Origin of the sequence: Pseudomonas campi (genome assembly GCF_013200955.2) — a bacterium.
GTDB classification, from domain to species: domain Bacteria; phylum Pseudomonadota; class Gammaproteobacteria; order Pseudomonadales; family Pseudomonadaceae; genus Aquipseudomonas; species Aquipseudomonas campi.
On the sequence record NZ_CP053697.2, the window covers coordinates 3,666,067 to 3,688,922 of the forward strand.

The window sequence follows — 22,856 nt, forward strand, 5'->3', positions numbered from 1 at the left end:
CAGTACCCGGCGTATGGGTTAGAATGCGCGCCTTTTTCCCGCACCGCTCCGTAGAGGACTGCCATGTTCAGCCGTGATTTGACCCTCGCCCGTTTCGACGCCGACCTGTTTGCCGCCATGGAGCAAGAAGCCCAGCGCCAGGAACATCACATCGAGCTGATCGCCTCGGAGAACTACACCAGCCCGGCGGTGATGGAAGCCCAGGGTTCGGTACTGACCAACAAGTACGCCGAAGGCTACCCAGGCAAGCGCTACTACGGCGGTTGCGAGTACGTCGACATCGTCGAGCAGCTGGCCATCGACCGCGCCAAAGAGCTGTTCGGTGCCGACTATGCCAACGTCCAGCCGCACGCAGGCAGCCAAGCCAACAGCGCGGTGTTCCTCGCCCTGCTGCAAGCCGGTGACACCATCCTCGGCATGAGCCTGGCCCACGGTGGTCACCTGACCCACGGCGCCAGCGTTTCGTCCTCCGGCAAGCTGTACAACGCCGTGCAGTACGGCATCACCGATGCCGGCCTGATCGACTACGACGAAGTCGAGCGCCTGGCCGTCGAGCACAAGCCGAAGATGATCATCGCCGGCTTCTCCGCCTACTCGCAGATCCTCGACTTCCCGCGCTTCCGCGCCATCGCCGACAAAGTGGGTGCCTACCTGTTCGTCGACATGGCCCACGTGGCCGGTCTGGTCGCCGCCGGCGTGTACCCGAACCCGGTGCCGTTCGCCGACGTGGTCACCACCACCACCCACAAGACCCTGCGCGGCCCGCGCGGCGGCCTGATCCTCGCGCGCAAGAACGAGGAGATCGAGAAGAAGCTCAACTCCGCCGTCTTCCCGGGCGCCCAGGGTGGCCCGCTGGAGCACGTCATCGCGGCCAAGGCCGTGTGCTTCAAGGAAGCCCTGCAGCCTGAGTTCAAGACCTACCAGCAGCAGGTGGTGAAGAACGCCCAGGCCATGGCCAGCGTATTCATCGCCCGCGGTTTCGACGTAGTCTCCGGCGGTACGCAGAACCACCTGTTCCTGCTGTCGCTGATCAAGCAGGACATCACCGGTAAAGACGCCGACGCTGCTCTGGGTCGCGCCTTTATCACCGTGAACAAGAACAGCGTGCCGAACGACCCGCGTTCGCCGTTCGTCACCTCCGGTCTGCGCATCGGCACCCCGGCCGTCACCACCCGCGGCTTCAAGGAAACCGAGTGCCAGGAACTGGCCGGCTGGATCTGCGACATCCTGCAGAACATGGGCGACGAGTCGGTAGTCGACGCCGTACGCGAGAAGGTCAAGGCCGTCTGCGCCAAGCTGCCGGTTTACGGCAACTAAGCGTCAGCGTTCTCGCTGCATGAAAAAGCCCGGCATCTGCCGGGCTTTTTCGTTTCTGTGCGGTAGCCCGGAGGTAATCCGGGGTCGAGGTTGCTGGCTTCCCGGATTGCATCCGGGCTACGCCAGACGACGAACTGCGCCAGCGACACGGATCAGTCCCCTCGCCCATTTATGGGAGAGGGAGAGGCTGACCCAGAACACCCTCTCCCCGGCCCCTCTCCCGTGAACGGGAGAGGGGTGACTTATCGATCAGCCTCTACCTGGGAAAATCCCGCGCGAATCTCATCTTCCGGCAGGTTGTCACCGATCAGCACCAACACGCTCTCACGCTTCTCGTCCACGCCCCACTCGCTGTCGAAGTCGAAGCCGTACAAGCGCAGCACACCCTGGAACACCATGCGCCGCTCTTCCCCGGCAACATTGAGCACGCCCTTGTAGCGCAGCAGCGAGTTGCCGTGGCTCTCCAGCAGTTGTTCCATGAAGGCACTGAGCCGATCGAGATCCAGCGGCTGCTCGGCCTTCAGCACCAGGGTGGTGATGCGGTCGAGCGAGTTGGCCGGCGCCAGCGGCGTCAGGCGTAAAGCCGGACTGAGATCGGCATTCAGGTTGAAGCCGCGGATATCCAGCAGCTCGGCCAGGTCGATGCGGCCGTGCTCGACCATGCGGATCGGCGCGCGGCGGTTGATCCGCTGCAGCCGCTGACTCAGCGCCTCGACATGAGCGGCATCGACCAGATCGGTCTTGCTTAACAGGATGCGGTCGGCGAAACCGACCTGGGCCTGGGCGATGGTTTCCTGCAGATGGCGCTCGGCGTTGGCCGCGTCCACCAGGGTGATGATGCCGTCCAGCACATAGCGCTCGCACAGCTCGTCACCGGCGAAGAAGGTTTGCGCCACCGGTGCCGGGTCGGCCAGGCCGGTGCACTCGATCACCAGGCGGTCGAAGGCCAGTTCGCCGGCATCCAGCTTGTCTAGCAGCAAGCACAGGGCTTTTTCCAGCTCGACATGGATCGAGCAGCAGACGCAGCCATTGGCCAGAGTCATGACCTCGACCGGCGCGCTGCCGAGCAACTGGCCGTCAATCGGCGTATCACTGAATTCGTTCTCGATCACCGCCAGCTTGAGGCCGTGTTCGGCGTGCAACATGTGCTTGAGCAGAGTGGTCTTGCCGGCACCGAGAAAGCCGCTGAGCACGGTGACGGGAATGGGCTCATGGGTCATGAAGTCGTCCTGCGTAGGGTGGATCACGTCTTATCGATCCACCGTGCGGGTTAGCGGTGGATGAATAAAGTGTCATCCACCCTACAAAGAGACACGCCACGGCGAGCGTGGCGTGAGGTATTGCAAGCGAAGAGTATCAACAGCAACGAACGGGACGCCCCTTGCCGCCACCATAACGGGCTTCCTGGCGCTCGCGGAAGAACGCCTCGTAGCTCATCACCGGCAGATCAGGGTGCTTGTTGCCCATGTGTTCGACATAAGTATCGTAGTCAGGCATGCCGACCAGCATGCGTGCGGCCTGCCCGAGGTACTTGCCCATGCGGCTGAGATCATTGAACACGCGGTTCTCCTTATGACAAAGCCGGGCCTGCAACACAGGCCCGGCAGGCAACGCATTCACGCGTCAGGCATAACCTGGAACGGGGTTTCCTTGTCCGTACGCTCGCTGCGCACCCAGGCGGCGCGGCCAACCTTGATCGCGTAGAACAGGATGCTGAACACCACCACCAGGAACAGCACGCTGAGCGTGGCGTTGGTGTAGGCGTTCATGATCACGTTCTGCATCTGCCCGAGGTCCTTGGCCGGTGCGAGGATCTGGCCCGCATCCAGGGCGGTTTGGTACTTCTTCGCCAGGGCGAGGAAGCCGACGGCCGGGTTGGCGTCGAACAGTTTGATCAGGCTCGCCGTGGTGGTGCAGATCAGCAGCCACACCGCCGGCAACAAGGTGACCCAGACGTACTGCTGACGCTTCATCTTGATCAGCACCACGCTGCAGAGCATCAACGCGATACCGGCGAGCATCTGGTTGGAGATGCCGAACAGCGGCCACAGGGTATTGATGCCACCCAGCGGATCGATCACGCCCTGGTACAGCAGGTAGCCCCACAGCGCCACGCAGCCGGCCGTGGCCAGCACGTTGGCGCCCCACGACTCGGTGCGCTTGAGCGAAGGCACGAAGGTGCCGAGCAAATCCTGCAGCATAAAGCGCCCGGCCCTCGTCCCTGCATCCACGGCAGTGAGGATAAACAGCGCCTCGAACAAAATGGCGAAGTGGTACCAGAACGCCATGGTGTTCTGCCCTGGCAGCACCTGATGGAGGATCTGTGCGATACCCACGGCCAGGGTCGGCGCCCCACCGGCACGGTTGAGGATCGAGCTCTCACCGATATCACGGGCGACAGCTTCCAGCGCATCCGGGGTAATGGCAAAGCCCCAGCTGCTGACCGCTGCGGCCACGCTGACGACATCGGTGCCGACCACAGCGGGCGGGCTGTTCATGGCGAAGTACACGCCCGGCTCAATCACCGATGCCGCGACCATGGCCATGATCGCCACCATCGACTCCATCAGCATGCCGCCGTAACCGATGTAGCGCGCGTGGGATTCGTTAGCCAGCAGTTTGGGCGTGGTGCCTGAGCTGATCAGCGCATGGAAGCCGGACACCGCGCCACAGGCGATGGTGATAAACAGGAAGGGGAACAGCGCACCTTTCCACACCGGGCCGGTGCCGTCAGTGAACTGGGTCAGCGCTGGCATTTTCAGCTCGGGGGCGAGAATCAGGATGCCGATGGCCAGGGCGACAATGGTGCCGATCTTGAGGAAGGTCGACAGGTAATCGCGCGGCGCGAGGATCAGCCATACCGGCAGCACGGCGGCGACGAAGCCGTAGCCGACCAGCATCCAGGTGATCTGCTCGCCGGTGAAGGTGAACACCACCGACCAGTACGGATCGAGGGAAATCACCCCGCCCAGCCAGATCGACGCCAACAGCAGGACCACGCCGATCAGCGAAATTTCGCCAATCCGACCGGGGCGCAGGTAGCGCATGTAGATGCCCATAAACATCGCAATCGGGATGGTCGCCATCACCGTGAACATGCCCCACGGGCTGTGCGCCAGGGCCTTGACCACGATCAGCGAGAGCACCGCGAGGATGATGATCATGATCAGGAAGCAGCCGAACAGGGCAATGGTGCCCGGAATGCGCCCCATCTCCTCACGCACCATGTCGCCCAGCGAGCGGGCGTTACGGCGGGTGGAAATGAACAGCACCATAAAGTCCTGCACGGCACCGGCCAGCACCACCCCGGCAATCAGCCACAGCGTGCCGGGCAAATAGCCCATCTGGGCGGCGAGCACCGGGCCGACCAGCGGGCCGGCACCGGCGATGGCGGCGAAGTGGTGACCGAATAGCACATGCTTGTTGGTCGGCACAAAGTCCAGACCGTCATTATTCAGCACCGCCGGCGTGGCCCGGCGCGGGTCCAGCTGCATCACCTGGGTGGCGATAAACAGGCTGTAGTAACGGTAAGCGACCAGATAGAGGGCTACCGCGGCCACCACTATCCACAAGGCGTTGATGGCTTCGCCACGGCGCAAGGCCACGACCCCCAAGGCACAGGCACCCACCACTGCCAGCACTGCCCAGGGCAGGTGGCGCAGCAGGCTATTATTATTGTTCATAGGCACTCCCAATTCATGGACAGACAAGCTGCCGCACAAGCTTAGTCCGTACTCGGCAAAGCTCTATGCGACCTTGGTCTAGGGGCTTTTGCCCTTGGGTTCACGGCCACGACCGCCCACGGACACCTGCTACATCGCATCGCGAGCAGCATCCGCACCGGTCGCATGCAGCCCATCGCAGAGCGCACACCTAGCCACTCATCTGATCGCCCACGCACGGGCGCCACCGCCTGACGCATCTATGGGCAGCGTTCTGCCGCGCGCTTGGCTATAGTGGACAAAACCGCAGAGGAATCTTGCAATGAGTGACACGACCTCCGAGCGTCGGCGCTTCCAGCGCATCGCCTTCGACGCCGCCACCGAGCTTGCCCAAGGCGAGCGCCGCTGGTCGGTGGAGCTGCATGACCTGTCGCTCAAGGGCCTGCTGGTCAAGCGCCCGCGCGACTGGAACGGTGACCCGGACCAGCCGTTCAACGCCACCATCACCCTCGACAGCGACACCCGCCTGCATCTGGAAGTGGTGCTGACCCGCACCCGCGACGAGCTGCTCGGCTTCGTCTGCCGGCATATCGATCTGGAGTCGATCAGCCACCTGCGCCGCCTGGTAGAGCTCAACCTCGGTGACGAGAGCCTGCTGGAACGGGAGCTGGCCGCGCTCGGCGAGGAAGACTGAGAGCGCGTAGGAGCGAGCTCTGCTCGCGAACCAGCCCCGATAAAAGCTTCGCGAGCAGAGCTCGCTCCTACCGATCACCACAGCGGGGCGCCAATCGGCGCCCTTTGCTTATGTAGCCCGGATGCAATCCGGGGCAGCCTTCCCGGATTGCATCCGGGCTACTCGAACAACGCATCCAGCGCCTGCTCCAGGCGCGTCACCGCTATCACCTGCAGGCCCGGCGGCGCCTCCTTGGGTGCATTGCCCTTGGGCACGATGGCGCGTTTGAAGCCGTGCTTGGCCGCCTCCTTCAAACGCTCCTGGCCGCTCGGCACCGGACGGATCTCACCGGACAGGCCGATCTCGCCGAACACCAGCAGGTCGTGCGGCAGCGGCTTGTTGCGCAGGCTGGAAATCACTGCAGCCATCAGCGCCAGGTCCGATGCGGTCTCCAGCACCTTGACCCCGCCGACCACGTTGAGGAACACGTCCTGGTCATAAGTCGGGATGCCACCATGCCGGTGCAAGACGGCCAGCAGCATGGCCAGGCGGTTCTGGTCCAGGCCCAGGGTGACCCGGCGCGGGTTGGCCATATGGCTGGTATCGACCAGTGCCTGCACCTCCACCAGCATCGGCCGGGTGCCTTCCCAGGTGGCCATCACCACGCTGCCCGGCACTTCCTCCTGGGCCCGAGTGAGGAAGATCGCCGAGGGGTTGGTGACTTCCTTGAGGCCCTTGTCGGTCATGCCGAACACGCCCAGCTCGTTGACCGCGCCGAAACGGTTCTTCACCGCGCGCAGCAGGCGCAGACGGCCATCGGACTCGCCCTCGAAGTAGAGAACCGTATCGACCATGTGCTCCAGCACCCGTGGCCCGGCCAGGGCGCCTTCCTTGGTCACATGGCCGACCAGGAAGATCGCCGTGCCGCTCTGCTTGGCGTAGCGCACCAGCAGCGCCGCGCTCTCGCGCACCTGGGCCACGCCGCCGGGGGCGGACTGCAGCTGCTCGGTGAAGATGGTCTGGATCGAGTCGATCACCATCACCTTGGGCTGCTCGCGACGGGCCACCTCGATGATCGACTCGATGCAGGTCTCGGTCATCACCTTGAGCTTGTCCTGCGGCAGCTCCAGACGGCGCGCGCGCATGGCCACCTGCTGCTGGGATTCCTCGCCGGTGACGTACAGCGCCGGCAGGCGCTGGGCGATATTGCACAGGGTCTGCAGCAGGATGGTCGACTTGCCGATGCCGGGGTCGCCGCCGATCAGCACCACCGAACCATCCACCAGGCCGCCGCCGAGCACGCGGTCCAGCTCGCCGGAAACGGTGGAGAAACGCGGCACTTCCTCGACGCTGACCTCGGCCAGGGTTTTCACCTGCGCCTGCTGCCCAGCCCAACCGCCACGACCGCTGGGGGTAGCCGCGCCGGCTTCGAGCATGGTCTCGGTCAGGGTGTTCCACGCGCCGCACTCGCCGCACTGCCCGGCCCACTTGGGAAAGGTGGCACCGCACTCGGTGCAGCCATACATGCGCTTGGCCTTGGCCATGACAGTCTCCCTCTCGCAAAAGAGGGCGATAATAGCGCCCTGGCCTACCGAGAGTCGCCCCACCATGCAGATCGAATTGCTCCCCACCAGCGCCGACCAGCAAGCACTGATCGCCAACCTCTACCAGTTCTATGCCTACGAGTCGTCGGACTGGGAGCAGGAGGATGTCGAGGTCGACGGCCGCTTCTATATCCATGCGCCGCACCTGCAGCGCTACTGGCAGGAGCCGGACTGGAGCGCCAGCCTGGTGCTGGTCGATGGTTTTATCGCCGGTTTCCTACTGATCGAGCGCAGCGAGCTGCCGGGCGTCGATGCCCTGGAGTTCGCCGACCTGTTCATCCTCAAGAAATACCGGCGTCTGGGCATCGGCCGGGCCCTGGTGGAGCAGGTGATGGTCGCGGGCGGTGGGCGCTGGGTGGTCAGTTTCTATGAACAGGACAACCTGGCCCGGCAGTTCTGGCAGCGCCTACTGGCCGAGCTGCCGCTGCGCGTCGTGGAGCAGCTGACAGACCCGGAGCAACCCGGCCTTCTGACCTATCGACTCGATCAGCAGACGCATTGATCCGTCATACCGGCTGAATCAGAACCTGTTCAAAGTCTCGCGAGCTAGAGCCAGGCAAGGCGAAATCGGGCGAAGAAGCGCAGTTTACGAGTTGTAAATGAGCATTCTGAGCCCGATTTCAACGCAGCATGGCCGACGCGCAGCAGGCTTTGAACAGGTTCTCAGGCGCCGCAACTACTGCCGCACCCACAGCATTGCCCGGCGGCGATCTTCAGCTGACGGGCCAGGTCATCCTTGAGCGCTACGCGGTTCTGCTTGAGCTGGGCCAGCGCAACATCGTCAAGCAGCTCGATACCGTCTTCGATGCGGCAGATCCGCTTGTCCAGCGCCTCGTACTCGTCGCTCTGCTTGGCGAAGTGCTGATCTTCCTGGCGCAGGCGCTGCAGCTCACTGCGCAGCTCGGGAAAGTCCTGGATCAGCGGGTGATGGTCGACATGCATGGGAAAGATCCTCTGGGTTAAGTGCGCCCACCCTAACGGGCCAGGCCCGCAGCATCATTGACGCCGATCAACGACAAGGTGACCGTCTGCCAAGCGGCCGCTCGCGATCCGGTCACTGAGCTAGTCTGAGAAGACACGTCCGCAACCGGGAGCCACCGCCATGCCCCTCGAACACCATCCGCTGACCCGCGAATTTCCTGAATACCGCCAGAAGCTGCAGACCCTGCACGCCAGCGACCCCCACTTCGCCCAGATGGCGCAGAACTACGAGAGCCTGGACAAACGCATCTATGAAGCGGAGGACGGCCGCCAGGCCGTGGATGCCCTGGCCCTGCAAGCACTGAAGAGCGAACGGGTACTGCTCAAGGACCAGATCGCCGAGCGCCTGCACAAGGCCAACGGTAAATCGAGCTAGGCGGGCAAGCGCAAAGCTCGCCGCCAGGCCGTCGGCAGTGCACTTGCCGAGTGCCGTGCTGAACGAGACAGCCGCTGGATTTTTTGCTTATCTTGGTTGGACTCCAGCATGAGAACCACCCATGAAGAACTCTCCAGGCTGTTCTGCTTGCCGTGATGGCAAGGGACTGGACTTCCCAATCAGCATGGCCTTCCAGCCCATCGTCGACGTCGCCCGGCGCCAGGTCTTCGCCCATGAGGCCCTGGTGCGCGGGGTCAACGGCGAGTCAGCCGGCAGCCTGCTGGCCAGAGTCACGACGGAAAACCTCTACGCCTTCGACCAGAGCTGCCGAATCAAGGCGGTAGAGCTGGCCGCGCGCCTGCAGGTGCCGACCATGGTCTCGATCAACTTCATGCCCAATGCCGTTTACCAAGCCGAAACCTGCATCCGCGCTACCCTGGAAGCCGCGCAGCGCTTCAACCTGCCCCTCGACAAAATCATCTTCGAAGTCACCGAGCAGGAGCAGGTGCTGGATATCGACCACCTCAGCGGCATCCTCAAGGCTTACCGCCAGCGGGGGTTCATGACCGCCATCGACGACTTTGGTGCGGGCTATGCCGGGCTCAACCTGCTCGCCGATTTCCAACCTGACCTGATCAAGCTGGACATGGACCTGATCCGCAACATCGACCGCGACAACGTGCGGCAGATCCTCGTCGAGTCGACCCTGGACATGTGCCGCAAGCTCAAGGTGCGGGTGATTGCCGAAGGCATCGAGACCCAGGCCGAACTGCAGACCCTGCAGCACATGGGCGTCGAGCTGTTTCAGGGCTATCTGCTGGCCAAACCCGGCTTCGAAACCCTGCCGGATGTTAACTATCCGCAGTAGCTGGCAGCGCCGGGAGAGTGCAGTAAACTCGCTGCAAAACCAGCAATCTCAGGGAGTAACACATGAGCATCGTCAGCGAATTCAAAGCCTTCGCCATGAAGGGCAACGTGGTCGACATGGCCGTGGGCATCATCATCGGTGCCGCCTTCGGCAAGATCGTCAGCTCGTTCGTCGGCGACGTGATCATGCCGCCGATTGGCCTGCTGATCGGCGGGGTCGACTTCACCGACCTGGCCGTGACCCTCAAGGCCGCCGAAGGTGACCTGCCGGCCGTGGTCATGAGCTACGGCAAGTTCATCCAGACCATTCTCGACTTCATCATCGTCGCCTTCGCCATCTTCATGGGCGTCAAGGCCATCAACCGCCTCAAGCGCGAAGAAGCCGCCGCCCCGGAAGCCCCAGCGGCACCGACCAAGGAGCAGGAACTGCTCAGCGAAATCCGCGATCTGCTCAAGGCCCAACAGGACAAGTAAGTCCTGCCTGCAAGCCCCAAACGGCGCCCTTCGCCGCCGTTTTCGTTTGTCCTGCCTGGCACTACACCACCCGCGCAGGTTCCCATGCAGAGCCTGGGAGCGATCACGTAGACGGCTCGCTTACCAATAGTTCTCCACCGCCACCTGCCCCGGCCGCCGGCTCAGGCTCAGTTGCAGGCCACGGGTTTTCAGCACCGCGCGGGTGTCCTCGATCATCTGCGGGTTGCCGCAGAGCATGATGCGCGAATGCGCCGGGTCCAGCGCCAGGCCGGCGGCGCGTTCCAGCTCGCCGTTTTCAATCAGCGCGGTGACCCGGCCATGCAGGGCGCCCGGCAGCTGCTCGCGGGTGACGATCGGCAGGTAGGTCAGCTTGTGCCCGTGCTCGGCCAGGTAGTCGCGCTGCGGCAGTTCCGCGATCAGTTGCTGGTAGGCCAGTTCGCCCTGCGTGCGCGCGCTGTAGACCAGGACGATGCGTTCGAAACGCTGCCAGGCCTCGAAGTCCTGCAGGATCGAGAGGAAGGGTGCCAGCCCGGTGCCGGTGCCGATCAGCCACAGGTCACGGCCATCGGGGAAACGGTCGAGGGTCAGGTAGCCGATGGCCTGGCGCTCCACCAGCAGCTCATCGCCGACCTTGAGCCGGCTCAGCTCGCTGGTGAACTCGCCGCCGGGGACGACGATGGAGAAGAATTCGAGAAACTCGTCATGGGGCGCCGACACCATCGAATAGGCGCGCCAGACCACCGAACCATCGGCCTTGCGCACGCCCAGGCGGGCGAACTGGCCGGCGCGGAAGCGCAGGCTGGGGTCGCGTGAACAGCGCAGGCTGAACAGGGTCGGCGACCAGACGCGTACCTCGCTGAGCAGCTGGCGGGTGAACTTGTCTGCACTGGCAGTCATACTTGCGGCCTCGATTCGCACACCTGCCGCCAGTCTCGCGCAAAGCGCGGCGGACAAACACCGACGGTTTCCATGCCTATTCTCGCTACCCCCTTCGCCCAGCTCGACCTGCTCCGCCAGCCCGAGATGCCCAACGAGTCGTTGCAGGCCTTCGATGCGGCCGACGAGTACCTGCTCAACCACCTGCACGAGCAGGGTTTGAGCGCCGACACCCGCGTGCTGCTGCTCAACGATGGCTTCGGCGCGCTGGCCGCCAGCCTGGCGCCGCACTGCCGGGTGACCAGCAGCGGTGACTCGCACCTGGGCCAGCTGGCCCTGCAGAAGAACCTGGCGCGCAACAATCTGGCCGCCGATGCCGTGCGCTTCGTGCCGGCCAGCGAGGTGGCCGCAGGACCGTTCGATCTGGTGCTGATCCGCGTGCCGAAGACCCTCGCCCTGCTGGAAGAGCAGCTGATCCGCCTGCACGGCCAGCTCGCCCCCGGCGCAAGGGTGATCGCCGGAGCCATGCTCAAGCACCTGCCGCGCAGCGCCGGCGATCTGCTGGAGCAGTACATCGGCCCGGTGCAGGCTTCGCTGGCGGTGAAGAAGGCGCGCCTGCTGAGCGCCACGCCGCAGACCAAACCGGCACCGACGTCGCCTTACCCGACACGTTACCTGCTGGAAAAGCCCAAGCTGGAGCTGAGCAACCAGGCCAACCTGTTCTGCCGCGAAGGCCTGGACATCGGCACCCGCGCCTTCCTCCCGCACCTGCCCAAGAGCCTGCTGCCGCTGCGCGTGGCCGACCTCGGCTGCGGCAACGGCGTGCTCGGCATCGTCTACGCCCTGGGCAATCCCGAGGCGCAGCTGACCCTGGTCGACGAGTCGTACATGGCCGTGCAGTCGGCGGCCGACAACTGGCGCGCGGCGCTGGGCGAGCGCGCGGTGACCCTCCGTGCCGACGATGGCCTGGCCGAGCAGCCGGAACAATCGCTGGATCTGGTGCTGTGCAACCCGCCCTTCCACCAGCAGCAGGTGGTCGGCGACTTCCTCGCCTGGCGCATGTTCCAGCAGGCCCGCGCGGCGCTGGTGACCGGCGGCGAGTTGTGGATAGTCGGCAACCGTCACCTCGGCTACCACACCAAGCTCAAGCGCCTGTTCCGCGGCGTGGAGCAGGTGGCGGCCACACCCAAGTTTGTGATTCTCAAGGCGACGCGCTGAGAGCCTTTTCAAAGTCTGCTGCGCGTCGGCCATGCTGCGTTGAAATCGGGCTCGGACTGCTCATTTACGGCTTGTAAACTCCGCGTCCTCGCCCAATTTCGCCTTGCCTGACTCTAGCTCGCGAGACTTTGGGCAGCGCGTAGGGTGGAAAACCGCGTAGCGTTTTCCACCATTGAGTCCAGGCCGATACGAATTTCCGTTCACGGGAAAGAATGAATGGGCCAACGCCCTCTCCCCCTGCCCCTCTCCCACAAGTGGGAGAGGGGAGTTACGGCGCCGGATAGCAAAACGCCGCAGGCAGCACCGGGCTGCCTGCGGCGTCGCTGCCTTCAGTAACGATAGGGCGGTCCGGCCTTCTCCATCAGGGCGTTGTACTGCTTGAAGATCTCCACCACCTTGGCGCAGCGCGGGCTGGTCTTGGCGATTTCTTCCCAGAACTTGTGCGCCTCGTCTTCCACCGTCTTCCACTCCTCGGCGGGGATGGTGGTCAGCTTGAGCTTGTCGCCCTCCACCCGCAGCTTGGCCTCGCCGCCCCAGTACCAGTGCTGGCGGTAGTAGTGCGAGCTGTCCATGCACAGCTTGAACAGGGCCTTGAGCTGCTCGGGCACTTCGGCCCAGCGTTCGGAGTTGGCGAAGTAGGAGCCGATCCAGGCGCCGGAGATGTTGTTGGTAAGGAAGTACTTGGTGACGTTGGCCCAGCCCACCGTGTAGTCCTCGGTGATGCCGGACCAGGCGATGCCGTCCAGCTCGCCGGTCTGGATCGCCACTTCGACGTCCTCCCAGGGCAGGGTCACCGGAATGATGCCGAAACGGGTGAGGAACTTGCCGGCGGTGGGGAAGGTGAAAATGCGCTTGCCCTTGAGGTCGGCCAGCGACTTGACCGGCTCCACGGTAGCGAAGTTGCAAGGGTCCCAGGCACCGGCACCGAGCCAGGTCACGCCCTTGACCTCGGCATAGGCCTCCTCCCAGATCTTGCGCAGGCCGTACTGCTCGAACAGCACCGGCACATCCAGGCTGTAGCGGCTGGCGAAGGGGAAATAACCGCCGAACACGGCGATATCCACCGGCGCGGCGATCGAGTCGTCGTCGCTCTGCACCGCATCGATGGTGCCCTTCTGCATGGCGCGGAACAGCTCGCCGGTGGGCACCAGTTGGTCGGCGAAGTACAGCTGGATCTCCATCTGCCCCTCGGCGACCTTGTTGAAGGCCTCGATCGAAGGTTTGATCACATGCTCGGCCAGCGCCGCACCGGCATAGGTCTGCAGGCGCCAGGTGATCTTCTTCGGCTCGTCGGCATAGATATGCGCCGAGCCCAGGGCGGCGGTACCGACCGCGCCCCCCGTGACGGCGGCGGTCTTCAGGAAGTTGCGTCTCGTAGTCATGCTGTCATCTCCAAGGCTGTCGACTCAGATGCCAAGCCTGCGCATCGTTGCGGGCCGGCCGGCAGGGCCCGTCCCGTTTTCCAGGTCAGCGCGCGCACAAGAAACAACCGGAGGCGCCGCCCCGAAAGCTAGAAAGCGTTCAACGCCCGTAGTGCAACTGCGGCAGCCACAGGGCGATTTGCGGAAAGACCATCACCAGCACCAGGGTCAGCGCCATGACCAATACGAAGGGGGTTACCGACGCATAGATGTCACGCAGGCTGATTTCCGGCGGGGCCATGGCCCGCATGAGAAACAGGTTGTAGCCGAATGGCGGGGTCATGTAGGCCATCTGGCAGGTGATGGTGTAAAGCACGCCGTACCACACCAGGTCGAAACCCAGGCTGCCCACCAGGGGGATATACAGCGGCGCGACGATCACCAGCATGGCGGTGTCGTCGAGGAACATGCCCATCAGGATGAACGACAGCTGCATGAGGATAAGGATTTCCCAGGGCCCCAGGCCCAGGCTGCCGACGAACAGGTCCTCGATCGCCTTGACCGCACCGAGGCCGTCGAACACCGCGCCGAAGCACAGGGCGGCGAGGATGATCCACATGAACATGCAGGTGATGACCAGGGTCTTGCGCAGGGTGTCTTCCATCACCCGGCGGTTCAGCCGGCCCTTGACCAGCGCCGCCAGCAACGCCGACACCGCGCCCACCGCCGAGCTTTCCACCAGGCTGGTGTAGCCGAGCACGAACAGGCCGGTCATGGCGAAGAAGATGAACAGCGGAATCAGCCCGGCGCGCAGCAGGCGCACCTTGTCGCCCAGACTGATCTGCGCGCGCTCCTCGGCCGGCAGCGCCGGGCCCATGCTCGGTTTGATCCAGCAGCGAATGACGATGTAGAGAATGAACAGGCCGGCCATCAGCAGGCCGGGAAACACCCCGGCCAGCCACAGCTGGCCGACCGGCTGGCGCGCGATCATGCCGTACAGCACCAGCACCACGCTGGGCGGGATCAGGATGCCCAGCGCACTGCCGGCCTGGATCACCCCAGTGACCATGATCTTGTCGTAGCCGCGCCGGAGCAGCTCGGGCAGGGCGATGCTCGCGCCGATGGCCATGCCGGCCACGCTCAGGCCGTTCATCGCCGAGATCACCACCATCAGCAGGATGGTGCCGATGGCCAGCCCGCCATGCAGCGGTCCCATCCACACATGGAACATGCGGTAGAGGTCTTCGGCGATGCCCGACTCGGACAGCATGTAGCCCATGAACACGAACAGCGGCAGGGTCAGCAGTGGGTACCACTTCATCAGCTTCATCGCCGCGCTGAACGGCAGCTCCACCCCGCCGTCACCCCACAGCAGCAAGGCCGCCGCCGCCGCGACGAAACCGATGGCGCCGAACACCCGCTTGCCGGTGAGCAGCAACAGCATCATCGAGGAGAACATCAGCAGGGCGATGGGCGACTCGCTCATTCGATAGGCTCCCCGCGGATCAGCGCCAGGTCGCGGAACAGCATGGCAATCGTTTGCAGCAGCATCAGCGTCACGCCGATGCACATCAGCACCTTGATCGGCGCCATGCGCGGCGACCAGGCCGAGTAGCTGGTCTCGTTGTACTCGAAGGCATACCAGGTCGAGGAGATGCCGCCGTACAGCAGCAACACCAGATAGAACAGCAGAAAGCCCACGGTCAGCAGATCGACCCAGGCGCGGGTGCGCGGCGTCCAGCGGCTGTACAGCAGGTCCATGCGCACATGGCCGTCGAGCTGCATGGAGTAGGCGCCGCCCAGCAGGAAGTAGGCGACCATGAGGAACTGCGCGAGCTCCAGGGTCCAGATCGCCGGCTCGAACGCCACCTTGCTCAGCGAGGAATAAAACAGCACGCCGAGGATGGCGAAGATCAGATACATGGCGCAGCGACCGACCCAACGGTTGATCCGCTCTACCACGCGCACATACCCGCGGATTGCCTTGTGCATGAGCCTGCCTGCCAAGTTTTCCCTACCTCGCACAGCCTAGACCAGCTTCGTCACTTGCCAACCTGACCGCCCGGACAGCCGCAAATAATCGACTAGCAGGCTGTTGAAAAACTACCTGCGTTGCCATCGCGGCGTTAAAAACAGGCTCACAGCTGGAAGCTGAACGCGCTTTAGCGCGGCCCCGAAGGGGTGAGCGAAGCGAATCAAATGCTCATTTACACTTGTAAATTGCGCTTTTTCGCCTGTTTTTGCCTTGCGCTGGCTGCCTCGCAAACGTTTTTCAACGGCCTGCTAGAGTCAGAGGCATCCCGCCCTGCGGGACTCGCTCACGCACAGCACAAAAACAACAGGCCGCCACAGCGGCCACGCATGCGGAGATCTGCGATGACTGCCCCTCTCACCCTGGCCCAGCTGCGCCAGCACGCCGAAGCCGGCACTGTCGATACGGTCCTGGCCTGCATGGTCGACATGCAGGGACGCCTGATCGGCAAACGCTTTCAGGTCGAGTTCTTCCTCGACAGCGCCCATGAAGAGACCCACGGCTGCGACTACCTGCTGGCCGACGACATCGACATGGAGCCGGTGCCCGGCTACGCAGCGGCCAGCTGGAAGCGCGGCTACGGCGACTTCGTGTTCAAGCCTGACCTCTCTACCCTGCGCCTGGTGCCCTGGCTGGAGGGTGCGGCCCTGGTGCTGTGCGACGTGCAGGACCATCACCACCAGGACCTGCCGCACAGCCCGCGCGGCATCCTCAAGCGGCAGATCGCCCGCCTCAGCGAGCGCGGCTACAAGGGCATGTTCGCCTCGGAGCTGGAGTTCTACCTGTTCGACCAGAGCTACGAGAGCATCCACGCCCAGCACTACCGCGAGCCACGCACGGCCAACTACCACATCGAGGACTACGGCATCCTGCAGACCATCCGCGACGAGCCGGTGCTGCGCGCCATCCGCAAGCACCTGCAGGCATCCGGCATCGCCGTGGAGAACTCCAAGGGCGAATGGGGCCCCGGCCAGGAAGAGATCAACGTGCGCTACGCCGAGGCGCTGACCATGGCCGACAACCACAGCCTGATCAAACACGCCTGCAAGGAAATCGCCATGCAGCAGGGCAAGGCCATCACCTTCATGGCCAAGTGGAACTACAACCTGGCCGGTTCCAGCAGCCACGTGCACAACTCGCTGTGGAGCCTGAAGGGCAACAAGCCGCTGTTCTTTGATGCCAAGGCCGAGTTCGGCATGTCCAAGCTGATGCGCCAGTGGGTCGCCGGCCAGCTCAAGTACGCCAGCGACATCACCTACTTCCTCGCCCCCTACATCAACTCCTACAAGCGCTTCCAGACCGGCACCTTCGCCCCCACCCGCGCCGTGTGGAGCAATGACAACCGCACCGCCGGCTTTCGCCTGTGCGGCGAAGGCGGCAAGGGCATCCGCATCGAATGCCGCATCGGTGGCGCCGACCTCAACCCCTACCTGGCCTTCGCTGCATTGATCGCCGCAGGCCTGGCCGGCATCGACGAGCAGCTGGAACTGCCGCCGCCCTTCTCCGGCGACGCCTACGAACACGAGGAGCTGCCCGAAGTGGCCAAGACCCTGCGTGGCGCCACCGATGCCCTGGCCCGCTCGACCATGCTGCGCGCGGCCCTCGGTGACGAAGTAGTCGAGCACTACCTGCACACCGCGCGCTGGGAGCAATCGGAGTACGACCGCCGGGTAACCGACTGGGAACTGCACCGCGGCTTCGAGCGTTACTAGCAGGTCATCGCCCATCACCGTCCGTAGGAGCGAGCTCTGCTCGCGAACCGAACCACTGCGAAAGCTTCGCGAGCAGAGCTCGCTCCTACAAGAACAGCTTTGCAAAGGAGGTCCGATGAACTCGATTCGCCTGATTTCCCCGGTCGACGGCAGTCTCTATGCCGAACGTCCCTACGCCAGCTCCAGCCAGCTGGAACAGGCCCTGAGCAGCGCCCGTGAAGCCCAGCGTCTCTGGCGCGAACTGCGCATCGAGCAGCGTGCCAGCTACTGCCTGAAAGCCGTGGAAGCCATGCTGGCCATGGCCGACGAGATAGTCCCCGAGCTGGCCTGGCAGATGGGCCGTCCGGTGCGCTACGGCGCCGGCGAGCTGCGCGGCTTCGAGGAGCGCGCGCGTTACATGATCAGCATCGCCGCCCGCGCCCTGGCCGACGTGGCGCCGCTACCGAAGGAGGGTTTCCTCCGCTATGTCCGCCGCGAGCCATTGGGCACGGTGCTGGTCATCGCGCCGTGGAACTACCCCTACCTGACCGCGGTGAACGCCATCATTCCGGCACTGATGGCTGGCAACGCCGTGCTGCTCAAGCATGCCAGCCAGACCCTGCTGGTCGGCGAGCGCTTCGCCCTGGCCTTCGAGCGCGCCGGCCTGCCGCACGGGCTGTTCCGCAACCTGGTGCTGGACCACGGCCAGACGGCCGCCCTGATCGCCTCCGGGCATGTTCAGCAGGTCAATTTCACCGGTTCGGTGGAAGGTGGCCGGCTGATGGAGAGTGCTGCCGCCGGCCACTTCATCGGCGTCGGCCTGGAGCTGGGCGGCAAGGACCCGGCCTATGTACGCAGCGATGCCAACCTGGCGCACGCGGTGGAGAACCTGGTCGACGGCAGCTTCTTCAACTCCGGGCAGAGCTGCTGCGGCATCGAGCGCATCTATGTGGACCAGGCCCTCTATCCAGCCTTTGTCGAGGGCTTCGTCGAGCTGACCAAGCAGTACGTGCTGGGCAACCCGCTGCAGGAGGCCACCACCCTCGGCCCGCTGGTGCATGCCCGCGCGGCCGAATTCGTCCGTGGGCAGATCGCCGAGGCCAAGGCCAAGGGCGCCAAGTCGCTGATCGATGCCAAAGCCTTCGCCGCCGATGCGCCCGGCAGTGCCTACATGGCCCCGCAGGTGCTGGTGCAGGTCAATCACGACATGGCCGTGATGCGCCAGGAAAGCTTCGGCCCGGTGGTCGGCATCATGCCGGTAGCGGGCGACGCCGAGGCCATCAGCCTGATGAACGACAGCCCCTACGGCCTCAGCGCGGCCATCTGGAGCGCCGACCTGGACGCCGCCGAATATATCGGCGAGCAACTCGACACCGGCACGGTGTTCATGAACCGCTGCGACTACCTCGATCCGGCCCTGGCCTGGACCGGGGTCAAGCACAGCGGCCGTGGCGCCACGCTGTCCAGCCTCGGCTACGAACACCTGACCCGGCCCAAGTCCTTCCATCTGCGTCATCAACTCTGACGCCATGGCGAGCACCGGCCATTTTTTGTAGGCGCCACAACCCTGTAGCCCGGATGCAATCCGGGAGGACCATGCCCCGGATTGCATCCGGGCTACAAACCGAACAAGGAGGCTCGCCATGAGCAAGACCGCCAACTGGAACTACCCGACCTCGGTGCGCTTCGGCGCCGGCCGCATCCAGGAGCTGCCCGAGCTGTGCCAGAGCCTGGGCATATTGCGCCCGCTGCTGGTCACCGACCGTGGCCTGGGCAGCGCACCCATCACCCTCGCCGCCCTCGACTCACTCAAGGCCGCCGGCCTGGGCGCCGCGCTGTTCTGCGAGCTGAAACCCAACCCGGTGGAAAGCAACCTGACCGCCGGCCTGGCCGCCTACCACGCCGGCCAGCACGATGGCGTGGTCGCCTTCGGCGGCGGCAGCGGCCTGGACATGGGCAAGCTGATCGCCTTCATGAGCGGCCAGTCCCGGCCGGTGTGGGACTTCGAGGATGTCGGCGACTGGTGGACCCGCGCCGACCCGCGCGGCATCGCACCGATCATCGCCGTGCCGACCACCGCCGGCACCGGCTCGGAAGTCGGCCGCGCCGGCATCCTCACCGACGAACGCACGCACACCAAGCGCATCATCTTCCACCCGCAGATGATGCCGAGGATCGTCATCAGCGACCCGGCGCTCTCCGTCGGCATGCCGGCCTTCATCACCGCCGGCACCGGCATGGACGCCTTTTCCCACTGTCTGGAAGCCTACTGCGCGCCGGGCTTTCACCCGCTGGCCGACGGCATCGCGGTGGAGGGCATGCGCCTGGTGACCGGCGCCCTGGTGCGCGCGGTAAAGACGCCGGACGACCTCGACGCCCGCGCCGACATGCTCGCCGCTGCGGCCATGGGCGCCACCGCCTTCCAGAAGGGGCTCGGTGGCATGCACGCCCTGGCCCACCCGATCGGCGCGCTGTACGACACCCACCACGGCATGACCAACGCGACCCTGATGCCCTATGTGCTGAAGTTCAACCGCAGCGTCATCGAGGAACGCATCACCCGCCTGGCCGCCTACCTGGGCCTGGCCAATCCCGGTTTCGACAGCTTCCTCGACCTGGTCATGCGCCTGCGCAGCGACACCGGCGTGCCGCACAGCCTGGCCGAACTCGGCGTCGATGACCGCCAGACCGCGCTGATCGCGCAGATGGCCGTGGTCGACCCCTCCGCCGGCGGCAACCCGCGTCCGCTCAGCGAGGCGGACTGCGCCGCGCTATTTACCGCAGCGCTCAAGGGCCAGCTGTAAGAACACCTGTAGCCCGGATGCAATCCGGGATCGGAGCCGTTCGCCTCCCGGATTGCATCCGGGCTACGCACAAGGAGAGGCCGAGCTGGCCAACACCCTCTCCCCCGGCCCCTCTCCCACAAGTGGGAGAGGGGAGCTTCTGCCGTATCCGCCTGCAGCCCCTAGCCCTGCGACAAATTGCCCAGTGCGACAATCGGTCGAGTTCGCGCCCAGCGAAAAAGGCGGATGATTGATCCAGATCAATTTATCGAGGGGCCCTCTATGTTCGGCCTGGACGCGTTGGAACTGGCTCGAATCCAGTTCGCCTTCACCATCTCCTTCCACATCGTCTTCCCTGCCATCAGTATCGGGCTGGCCAGCTATCTGGCCGTGCTCGAAGGGCTGTGGCTGAAGACCAAGAACGAGGTCTACTACGACCTGTTCCGCTTCTGGCTGCAGATCTTCGCCGTGGCCTTCGGCATGGGCGTGGTTTCCGGGGTGGTGATGAGCTACCAGTTCGGCACCAACTGGAGCCAGCTCTCCACCGCCGCGGGCAGCATCATGGGGCCGCTGCTGACCTACGAGGTACTCACCGCCTTCTTCCTCGAGGCCGGCTTCCTCGGCATCATGCTGTTCGGCCTGAACAAGGTCGGTAAGGGCCTGCACTTCTTCGCCACCCTGATGGTGGCAATCGGCACGCTGATCTCGACCTTCTGGATTCTCTCCTCCAACAGCTGGATGCAGACGCCGCAGGGCTACAGCATCGTCGACGGGATCTTCTACCCGGAAAGCTGGTGGGACATCGTGTTCAACCCGTCCTTCCCCTACCGCCTGGCGCACATGGCGGTGGCGGCGTTCCTCAGCACCGCCTTCATCGTTGGCGGCACTGCGGCCTGGCACCTGCTCAAGGGTAAGCGCGACCCGGCCACCCGCATGATGTTCTCCATGGCGCTGTGGATGGCCTTGTTAGTGGCGCCGATCCAGGCCTTCATCGGCGACCTGCACGGCCTCAACACCCTCAAGTACCAGCCGGCCAAGGTGGCCGCCATGGAAGGCCACTGGGACACCGAAAAAGGCGTGCCGCTGCTGCTGTTCGGCATCCCCGACATGGAGGCGGAAACCACCAAGTACGCCATCGGCATCCCGCGTCTGGCCAGCCTGATCCTCACCCACGACCTTGATGGCGAGATCAAGGGCCTCAAGGAGTGGGCACCAGAAGACCGGCCCAACGTGTCCATCGTGTTCTGGAGCTTCCGCGTGATGATCGGCCTCGGCCTGCTGATGATCCTCGCCGGCGTGCTCGGCCTGTGGCTGCGCCTGCGCGGGCGGCTGTACGAGTCGCCGGGGCTGCAGCGCTTCATGCTGCTGATGGGCCCGGCCGGATTGATCGCCCTGCTCGCCGGCTGGGTCACCACCGAAGTCGGCCGCCAGCCCTGGGTGATCTACGGTCTGCTGCGTACCTCGGATGCGGTGTCCAACCACAGCGCCGGGCAGATGGGCGCGACCCTGAGCATCTTCGTGGTGGTCTACCTCGCTGTGTTCGGCGTCGGCATCACCTACCTGCTGCGCATGATGCGCAAAGGCCCGGTACTTGGCCTGCTGCATAGCCATGCGGTGGAAGAAGACGCCGGCCCCGGCCACCAGCGCACGCCATCGCGGCCACTGTCTGCCGCTGACGAAAGCGTCGACGACGACAGTGTCGAAAACCAACAGGAGACACGCCCATGACTATCGACCTGCCGCTGATCTGGGCCGGGGTGATCGCCTTCGGCATCTTCATGTACGTGGTGATGGACGGTTTCGACCTCGGTATCGGCATCCTCTTCCCGTTCATCCGCGACAAGGACGAGCGCGACGCCATGATGAACACCGTGGCGCCGATCTGGGACGGTAACGAAACCTGGCTGGTGCTGGGCGGCGCCGGCCTGTTCGCCGCCTTCCCGCTGGCCTACTCGGTGGTGCTGACGGCGCTGTACCTGCCGCTGATCATCATGCTGATCGCCCTGATCTTCCGTGGCGTGGCCTTCGAATTCCGCTTCAAGGCCAAGCGCACCCGCTACGTGTGGGATGCGGCCTTTATCGGTGGCTCGCTGGTGGCCACCTTCGCCCAAGGCGTGGTGCTCGGCGCCTTTGTCGAAGGGATCAAGGTCGCCGACCGGCAGTTCGTCGGCGGCGCCTTCGACTGGCTGGCGCCCTTCCCGCTGTTCTGCGGCGCCGGCCTGGTAGCCGGTTACGCCATGCTCGGCTGCGCCTGGCTGCTGATGAAGACCGAGGGCCGTCTGCAGCGCAAGATGTACAAGCTGATGCTGCCGCTGACCTGCCTGCTGCTGCTGTTCATCAGCGCGGTGAGCATCTGGACGCCGCTGACCCAGCCGGCGATTGCCCAGCGCTGGTTCACCCTGCCCAATCTGTTCTACTTCATCCCGGTACCGACCCTGGTGGCGGTGACCGTGCTCGGCATCGTCCGCGCCATTCAGCTGAAGAAGGACAAGCAGCCCTTCGTGCTGACCCTGGCGCTGATCGCCCTGGCCTACGCGGGCCTGGCCATCAGCATGTGGCCGAACATCGTGCCGCCGTCGCTGAGCATCTGGGACGCCTCGGCGCCGCACAGCAGCCAGGCCTTCGCCCTGGTCGGGGTGACCATCATGGTGCCGATCATCCTCATCTACACCGCCTACAGCTACTGGGTGTTCCGCGGCAAGGTGAAGGTCGGCGAGGGCTATCACTGATGGACGAAATCAAACAACCGCTGGCCAAGCGCCTGGCCTGGTTCGCCATCCTGTGGCTGGGCGGCGTGGCGGCGGTCAGCCTGCTCGCGTATGCCATCAAGTGGGGCATGGGCCTGGCCTGAACACCGAGCACATCGCCCCCGGATTGCATCCGGGCTACGGCCACACGGCGGTCGTAGGGTGCACCGTGCGCACCGGCCTGCGCACGCGCT

22 protein-coding genes are annotated in these 22,856 nt (G+C 64.6%); 13 read left to right on the plus strand and 9 right to left on the minus strand.

From position 1 onward, the window contains the following. The first annotated feature begins 63 nt into the window (after nucleotides 1-63). Nucleotides 64-1,317: a serine hydroxymethyltransferase gene (glyA, locus tag HNE05_RS16995; protein ID WP_173209522.1), complete on the plus strand. Its 1,254-nt coding sequence runs from the start codon at nucleotides 64-66 to the stop codon at nucleotides 1,315-1,317. A 242-nt stretch (nucleotides 1,318-1,559) separates the two neighbouring features. Here the strand turns inward: glyA and yjiA are convergent, their stop codons facing one another. The 3 genes from yjiA to HNE05_RS17010 all read right to left on the minus strand — a co-directional run bounded on the left by yjiA (nucleotide 1,560) and on the right by HNE05_RS17010 (nucleotide 5,000). Continuing rightward, entirely contained in the window at nucleotides 1,560-2,537 is a 978-nt protein-coding gene (gene yjiA, locus HNE05_RS17000; protein WP_173209524.1) for a GTPase, read from the minus strand. Nucleotides 2,538-2,673: 136 nt separating this feature from the next. Continuing rightward, nucleotides 2,674-2,877 (minus strand): YbdD/YjiX family protein, encoded by a 204-nt coding sequence (locus HNE05_RS17005; protein WP_173209526.1) that lies wholly within the window; start codon nucleotides 2,875-2,877, stop codon nucleotides 2,674-2,676. Nucleotides 2,878-2,933: 56 nt separating this feature from the next. After that, a complete protein-coding gene (locus HNE05_RS17010) occupies nucleotides 2,934-5,000 on the minus strand; it encodes a carbon starvation CstA family protein (protein ID WP_173209528.1) in 2,067 nt (688 codons plus the stop codon). Nucleotides 5,001-5,301: 301 nt separating this feature from the next. Between HNE05_RS17010 and HNE05_RS17015 the strand changes: the two genes are divergently transcribed. Beyond that, on the plus strand, nucleotides 5,302-5,673 hold the full coding sequence (locus HNE05_RS17015; RefSeq protein ID WP_173209529.1) for a PilZ domain-containing protein: 372 nt from the start codon (nucleotides 5,302-5,304) through the stop codon (nucleotides 5,671-5,673). 158 nt (nucleotides 5,674-5,831) lie between these two features. Here HNE05_RS17015 and radA read toward each other — a convergent pair whose 3' ends face one another. Then, a complete protein-coding gene (gene radA, locus HNE05_RS17020; protein ID WP_173209531.1) occupies nucleotides 5,832-7,196 on the minus strand; it encodes a DNA repair protein RadA in 1,365 nt (454 codons plus the stop codon). Between the two features lie 64 nt (nucleotides 7,197-7,260). On the opposite strand from radA, the gene HNE05_RS17025 reads away from it, so the two are divergent. Next, the gene (locus tag HNE05_RS17025; protein WP_173209533.1) at nucleotides 7,261-7,758 is read left to right on the plus strand and encodes a GNAT family N-acetyltransferase; all 498 of its coding nucleotides are present in this window, start codon (nucleotides 7,261-7,263) and stop codon (nucleotides 7,756-7,758) included. 161 nt (nucleotides 7,759-7,919) lie between these two features. Here the strand turns inward: HNE05_RS17025 and HNE05_RS17030 are convergent, their stop codons facing one another. Beyond that, nucleotides 7,920-8,198, minus strand: a complete 279-nt coding sequence (locus tag HNE05_RS17030) for an HP1242/YdcH family protein (RefSeq protein ID WP_173209535.1) — start codon at nucleotides 8,196-8,198, stop codon at nucleotides 7,920-7,922. Nucleotides 8,199-8,358: 160 nt separating this feature from the next. On the opposite strand from HNE05_RS17030, the gene HNE05_RS17035 reads away from it, so the two are divergent. The 3 genes from HNE05_RS17035 (at nucleotide 8,359) to mscL (ending at nucleotide 9,954) form a co-directional block, all read left to right on the plus strand. Next, entirely contained in the window at nucleotides 8,359-8,613 is a 255-nt protein-coding gene (locus HNE05_RS17035; RefSeq protein ID WP_173209537.1) for an HP1242/YdcH family protein, read from the plus strand. Between the two features lie 121 nt (nucleotides 8,614-8,734). Further along, on the plus strand, nucleotides 8,735-9,481 hold the full coding sequence (locus HNE05_RS17040) for an EAL domain-containing protein (RefSeq protein ID WP_173209539.1): 747 nt from the start codon (nucleotides 8,735-8,737) through the stop codon (nucleotides 9,479-9,481). A gap of 62 nt (nucleotides 9,482-9,543) precedes the next feature. Next, nucleotides 9,544-9,954 (plus strand): large-conductance mechanosensitive channel protein MscL, encoded by a 411-nt coding sequence (mscL, locus tag HNE05_RS17045; RefSeq protein ID WP_173209541.1) that lies wholly within the window; start codon nucleotides 9,544-9,546, stop codon nucleotides 9,952-9,954. Between the two features lie 120 nt (nucleotides 9,955-10,074). Here the strand turns inward: mscL and HNE05_RS17050 are convergent, their stop codons facing one another. Then, entirely contained in the window at nucleotides 10,075-10,851 is a 777-nt protein-coding gene (locus tag HNE05_RS17050) for a ferredoxin--NADP reductase (protein WP_173209543.1), read from the minus strand. A gap of 72 nt (nucleotides 10,852-10,923) precedes the next feature. Between HNE05_RS17050 and HNE05_RS17055 the strand changes: the two genes are divergently transcribed. Beyond that, nucleotides 10,924-12,048: a methyltransferase gene (locus HNE05_RS17055; RefSeq protein ID WP_173209545.1), complete on the plus strand. Its 1,125-nt coding sequence runs from the start codon at nucleotides 10,924-10,926 to the stop codon at nucleotides 12,046-12,048. Nucleotides 12,049-12,377: 329 nt separating this feature from the next. Here the strand turns inward: HNE05_RS17055 and dctP are convergent, their stop codons facing one another. The 3 genes from dctP to HNE05_RS17070 all read right to left on the minus strand — a co-directional run bounded on the left by dctP (nucleotide 12,378) and on the right by HNE05_RS17070 (nucleotide 15,401). After that, complete coding sequence (gene dctP, locus HNE05_RS17060) at nucleotides 12,378-13,430, minus strand: TRAP transporter substrate-binding protein DctP (RefSeq protein ID WP_173209547.1); 1,053 nt, start codon at nucleotides 13,428-13,430, stop codon at nucleotides 12,378-12,380. A gap of 139 nt (nucleotides 13,431-13,569) precedes the next feature. Further along, on the minus strand, nucleotides 13,570-14,895 hold the full coding sequence (locus HNE05_RS17065) for a TRAP transporter large permease (protein WP_173209549.1): 1,326 nt from the start codon (nucleotides 14,893-14,895) through the stop codon (nucleotides 13,570-13,572). After that, the gene (locus HNE05_RS17070; protein ID WP_173209551.1) at nucleotides 14,892-15,401 is read right to left on the minus strand and encodes a TRAP transporter small permease subunit; all 510 of its coding nucleotides are present in this window, start codon (nucleotides 15,399-15,401) and stop codon (nucleotides 14,892-14,894) included. Before HNE05_RS17070 ends, HNE05_RS17065 begins: the two co-directional genes overlap by 4 nt. A 384-nt stretch (nucleotides 15,402-15,785) precedes the next feature. Here HNE05_RS17070 and HNE05_RS17075 point away from each other — a divergent pair, with 384 nt between their 5' ends. The 6 genes from HNE05_RS17075 to HNE05_RS20400 all read left to right on the plus strand — a co-directional run bounded on the left by HNE05_RS17075 (nucleotide 15,786) and on the right by HNE05_RS20400 (nucleotide 22,766). Next, nucleotides 15,786-17,153: a glutamine synthetase family protein gene (locus HNE05_RS17075; protein WP_173209554.1), complete on the plus strand. Its 1,368-nt coding sequence runs from the start codon at nucleotides 15,786-15,788 to the stop codon at nucleotides 17,151-17,153. A 115-nt stretch (nucleotides 17,154-17,268) separates the two neighbouring features. Beyond that, entirely contained in the window at nucleotides 17,269-18,657 is a 1,389-nt protein-coding gene (locus HNE05_RS17080) for an aldehyde dehydrogenase family protein (protein ID WP_173209556.1), read from the plus strand. A 118-nt stretch (nucleotides 18,658-18,775) separates the two neighbouring features. Further along, complete coding sequence (locus tag HNE05_RS17085; RefSeq protein WP_173209558.1) at nucleotides 18,776-19,936, plus strand: iron-containing alcohol dehydrogenase; 1,161 nt, start codon at nucleotides 18,776-18,778, stop codon at nucleotides 19,934-19,936. A 261-nt stretch (nucleotides 19,937-20,197) separates the two neighbouring features. Beyond that, a complete protein-coding gene (locus HNE05_RS17090; RefSeq protein ID WP_173209560.1) occupies nucleotides 20,198-21,643 on the plus strand; it encodes a cytochrome ubiquinol oxidase subunit I in 1,446 nt (481 codons plus the stop codon). Further along, entirely contained in the window at nucleotides 21,640-22,644 is a 1,005-nt protein-coding gene (gene cydB, locus HNE05_RS17095; RefSeq protein WP_173209562.1) for a cytochrome d ubiquinol oxidase subunit II, read from the plus strand. The genes HNE05_RS17090 and cydB overlap by 4 nt, the downstream gene beginning before the upstream one ends. Beyond that, nucleotides 22,644-22,766 carry a DUF2474 domain-containing protein gene (locus tag HNE05_RS20400; protein WP_219637205.1) on the plus strand — a complete coding sequence of 41 codons (123 nt, stop codon included), beginning with the start codon at nucleotides 22,644-22,646 and terminating at the stop codon, nucleotides 22,764-22,766. The genes cydB and HNE05_RS20400 overlap by 1 nt, the downstream gene beginning before the upstream one ends. The last annotated feature ends 90 nt before the right edge of the window (nucleotides 22,767-22,856 follow it).

Coding starts and splice junctions, on each gene's coding strand:
- glyA (WP_173209522.1), top strand. CDS start 64: ATGTTCAGCCGTGATTTGACCCTCGCCCGTTTCGACGCCGACCTGTTT.
- yjiA (WP_173209524.1), bottom strand. CDS start 2,537: ATGACCCATGAGCCCATTCCCGTCACCGTGCTCAGCGGCTTTCTCGGT.
- HNE05_RS17010 (WP_173209528.1), bottom strand. CDS start 5,000: ATGAACAATAATAATAGCCTGCTGCGCCACCTGCCCTGGGCAGTGCTG.
- HNE05_RS17015 (WP_173209529.1), top strand. CDS start 5,302: ATGAGTGACACGACCTCCGAGCGTCGGCGCTTCCAGCGCATCGCCTTC.
- radA (WP_173209531.1), bottom strand. CDS start 7,196: ATGGCCAAGGCCAAGCGCATGTATGGCTGCACCGAGTGCGGTGCCACC.
- HNE05_RS17025 (WP_173209533.1), top strand. CDS start 7,261: ATGCAGATCGAATTGCTCCCCACCAGCGCCGACCAGCAAGCACTGATC.
- HNE05_RS17030 (WP_173209535.1), bottom strand. CDS start 8,198: ATGCATGTCGACCATCACCCGCTGATCCAGGACTTTCCCGAGCTGCGC.
- HNE05_RS17035 (WP_173209537.1), top strand. CDS start 8,359: ATGCCCCTCGAACACCATCCGCTGACCCGCGAATTTCCTGAATACCGC.
- HNE05_RS17040 (WP_173209539.1), top strand. CDS start 8,735: ATGAAGAACTCTCCAGGCTGTTCTGCTTGCCGTGATGGCAAGGGACTG.
- mscL (WP_173209541.1), top strand. CDS start 9,544: ATGAGCATCGTCAGCGAATTCAAAGCCTTCGCCATGAAGGGCAACGTG.
- HNE05_RS17050 (WP_173209543.1), bottom strand. CDS start 10,851: ATGACTGCCAGTGCAGACAAGTTCACCCGCCAGCTGCTCAGCGAGGTA.
- HNE05_RS17055 (WP_173209545.1), top strand. CDS start 10,924: ATGCCTATTCTCGCTACCCCCTTCGCCCAGCTCGACCTGCTCCGCCAG.
- dctP (WP_173209547.1), bottom strand. CDS start 13,430: ATGACTACGAGACGCAACTTCCTGAAGACCGCCGCCGTCACGGGGGGC.
- HNE05_RS17065 (WP_173209549.1), bottom strand. CDS start 14,895: ATGAGCGAGTCGCCCATCGCCCTGCTGATGTTCTCCTCGATGATGCTG.
- HNE05_RS17070 (WP_173209551.1), bottom strand. CDS start 15,401: ATGCACAAGGCAATCCGCGGGTATGTGCGCGTGGTAGAGCGGATCAAC.
- HNE05_RS17075 (WP_173209554.1), top strand. CDS start 15,786: ATGACTGCCCCTCTCACCCTGGCCCAGCTGCGCCAGCACGCCGAAGCC.
- HNE05_RS17080 (WP_173209556.1), top strand. CDS start 17,269: ATGAACTCGATTCGCCTGATTTCCCCGGTCGACGGCAGTCTCTATGCC.
- HNE05_RS17085 (WP_173209558.1), top strand. CDS start 18,776: ATGAGCAAGACCGCCAACTGGAACTACCCGACCTCGGTGCGCTTCGGC.
- HNE05_RS17090 (WP_173209560.1), top strand. CDS start 20,198: ATGTTCGGCCTGGACGCGTTGGAACTGGCTCGAATCCAGTTCGCCTTC.
- cydB (WP_173209562.1), top strand. CDS start 21,640: ATGACTATCGACCTGCCGCTGATCTGGGCCGGGGTGATCGCCTTCGGC.
- HNE05_RS20400 (WP_219637205.1), top strand. CDS start 22,644: ATGGACGAAATCAAACAACCGCTGGCCAAGCGCCTGGCCTGGTTCGCC.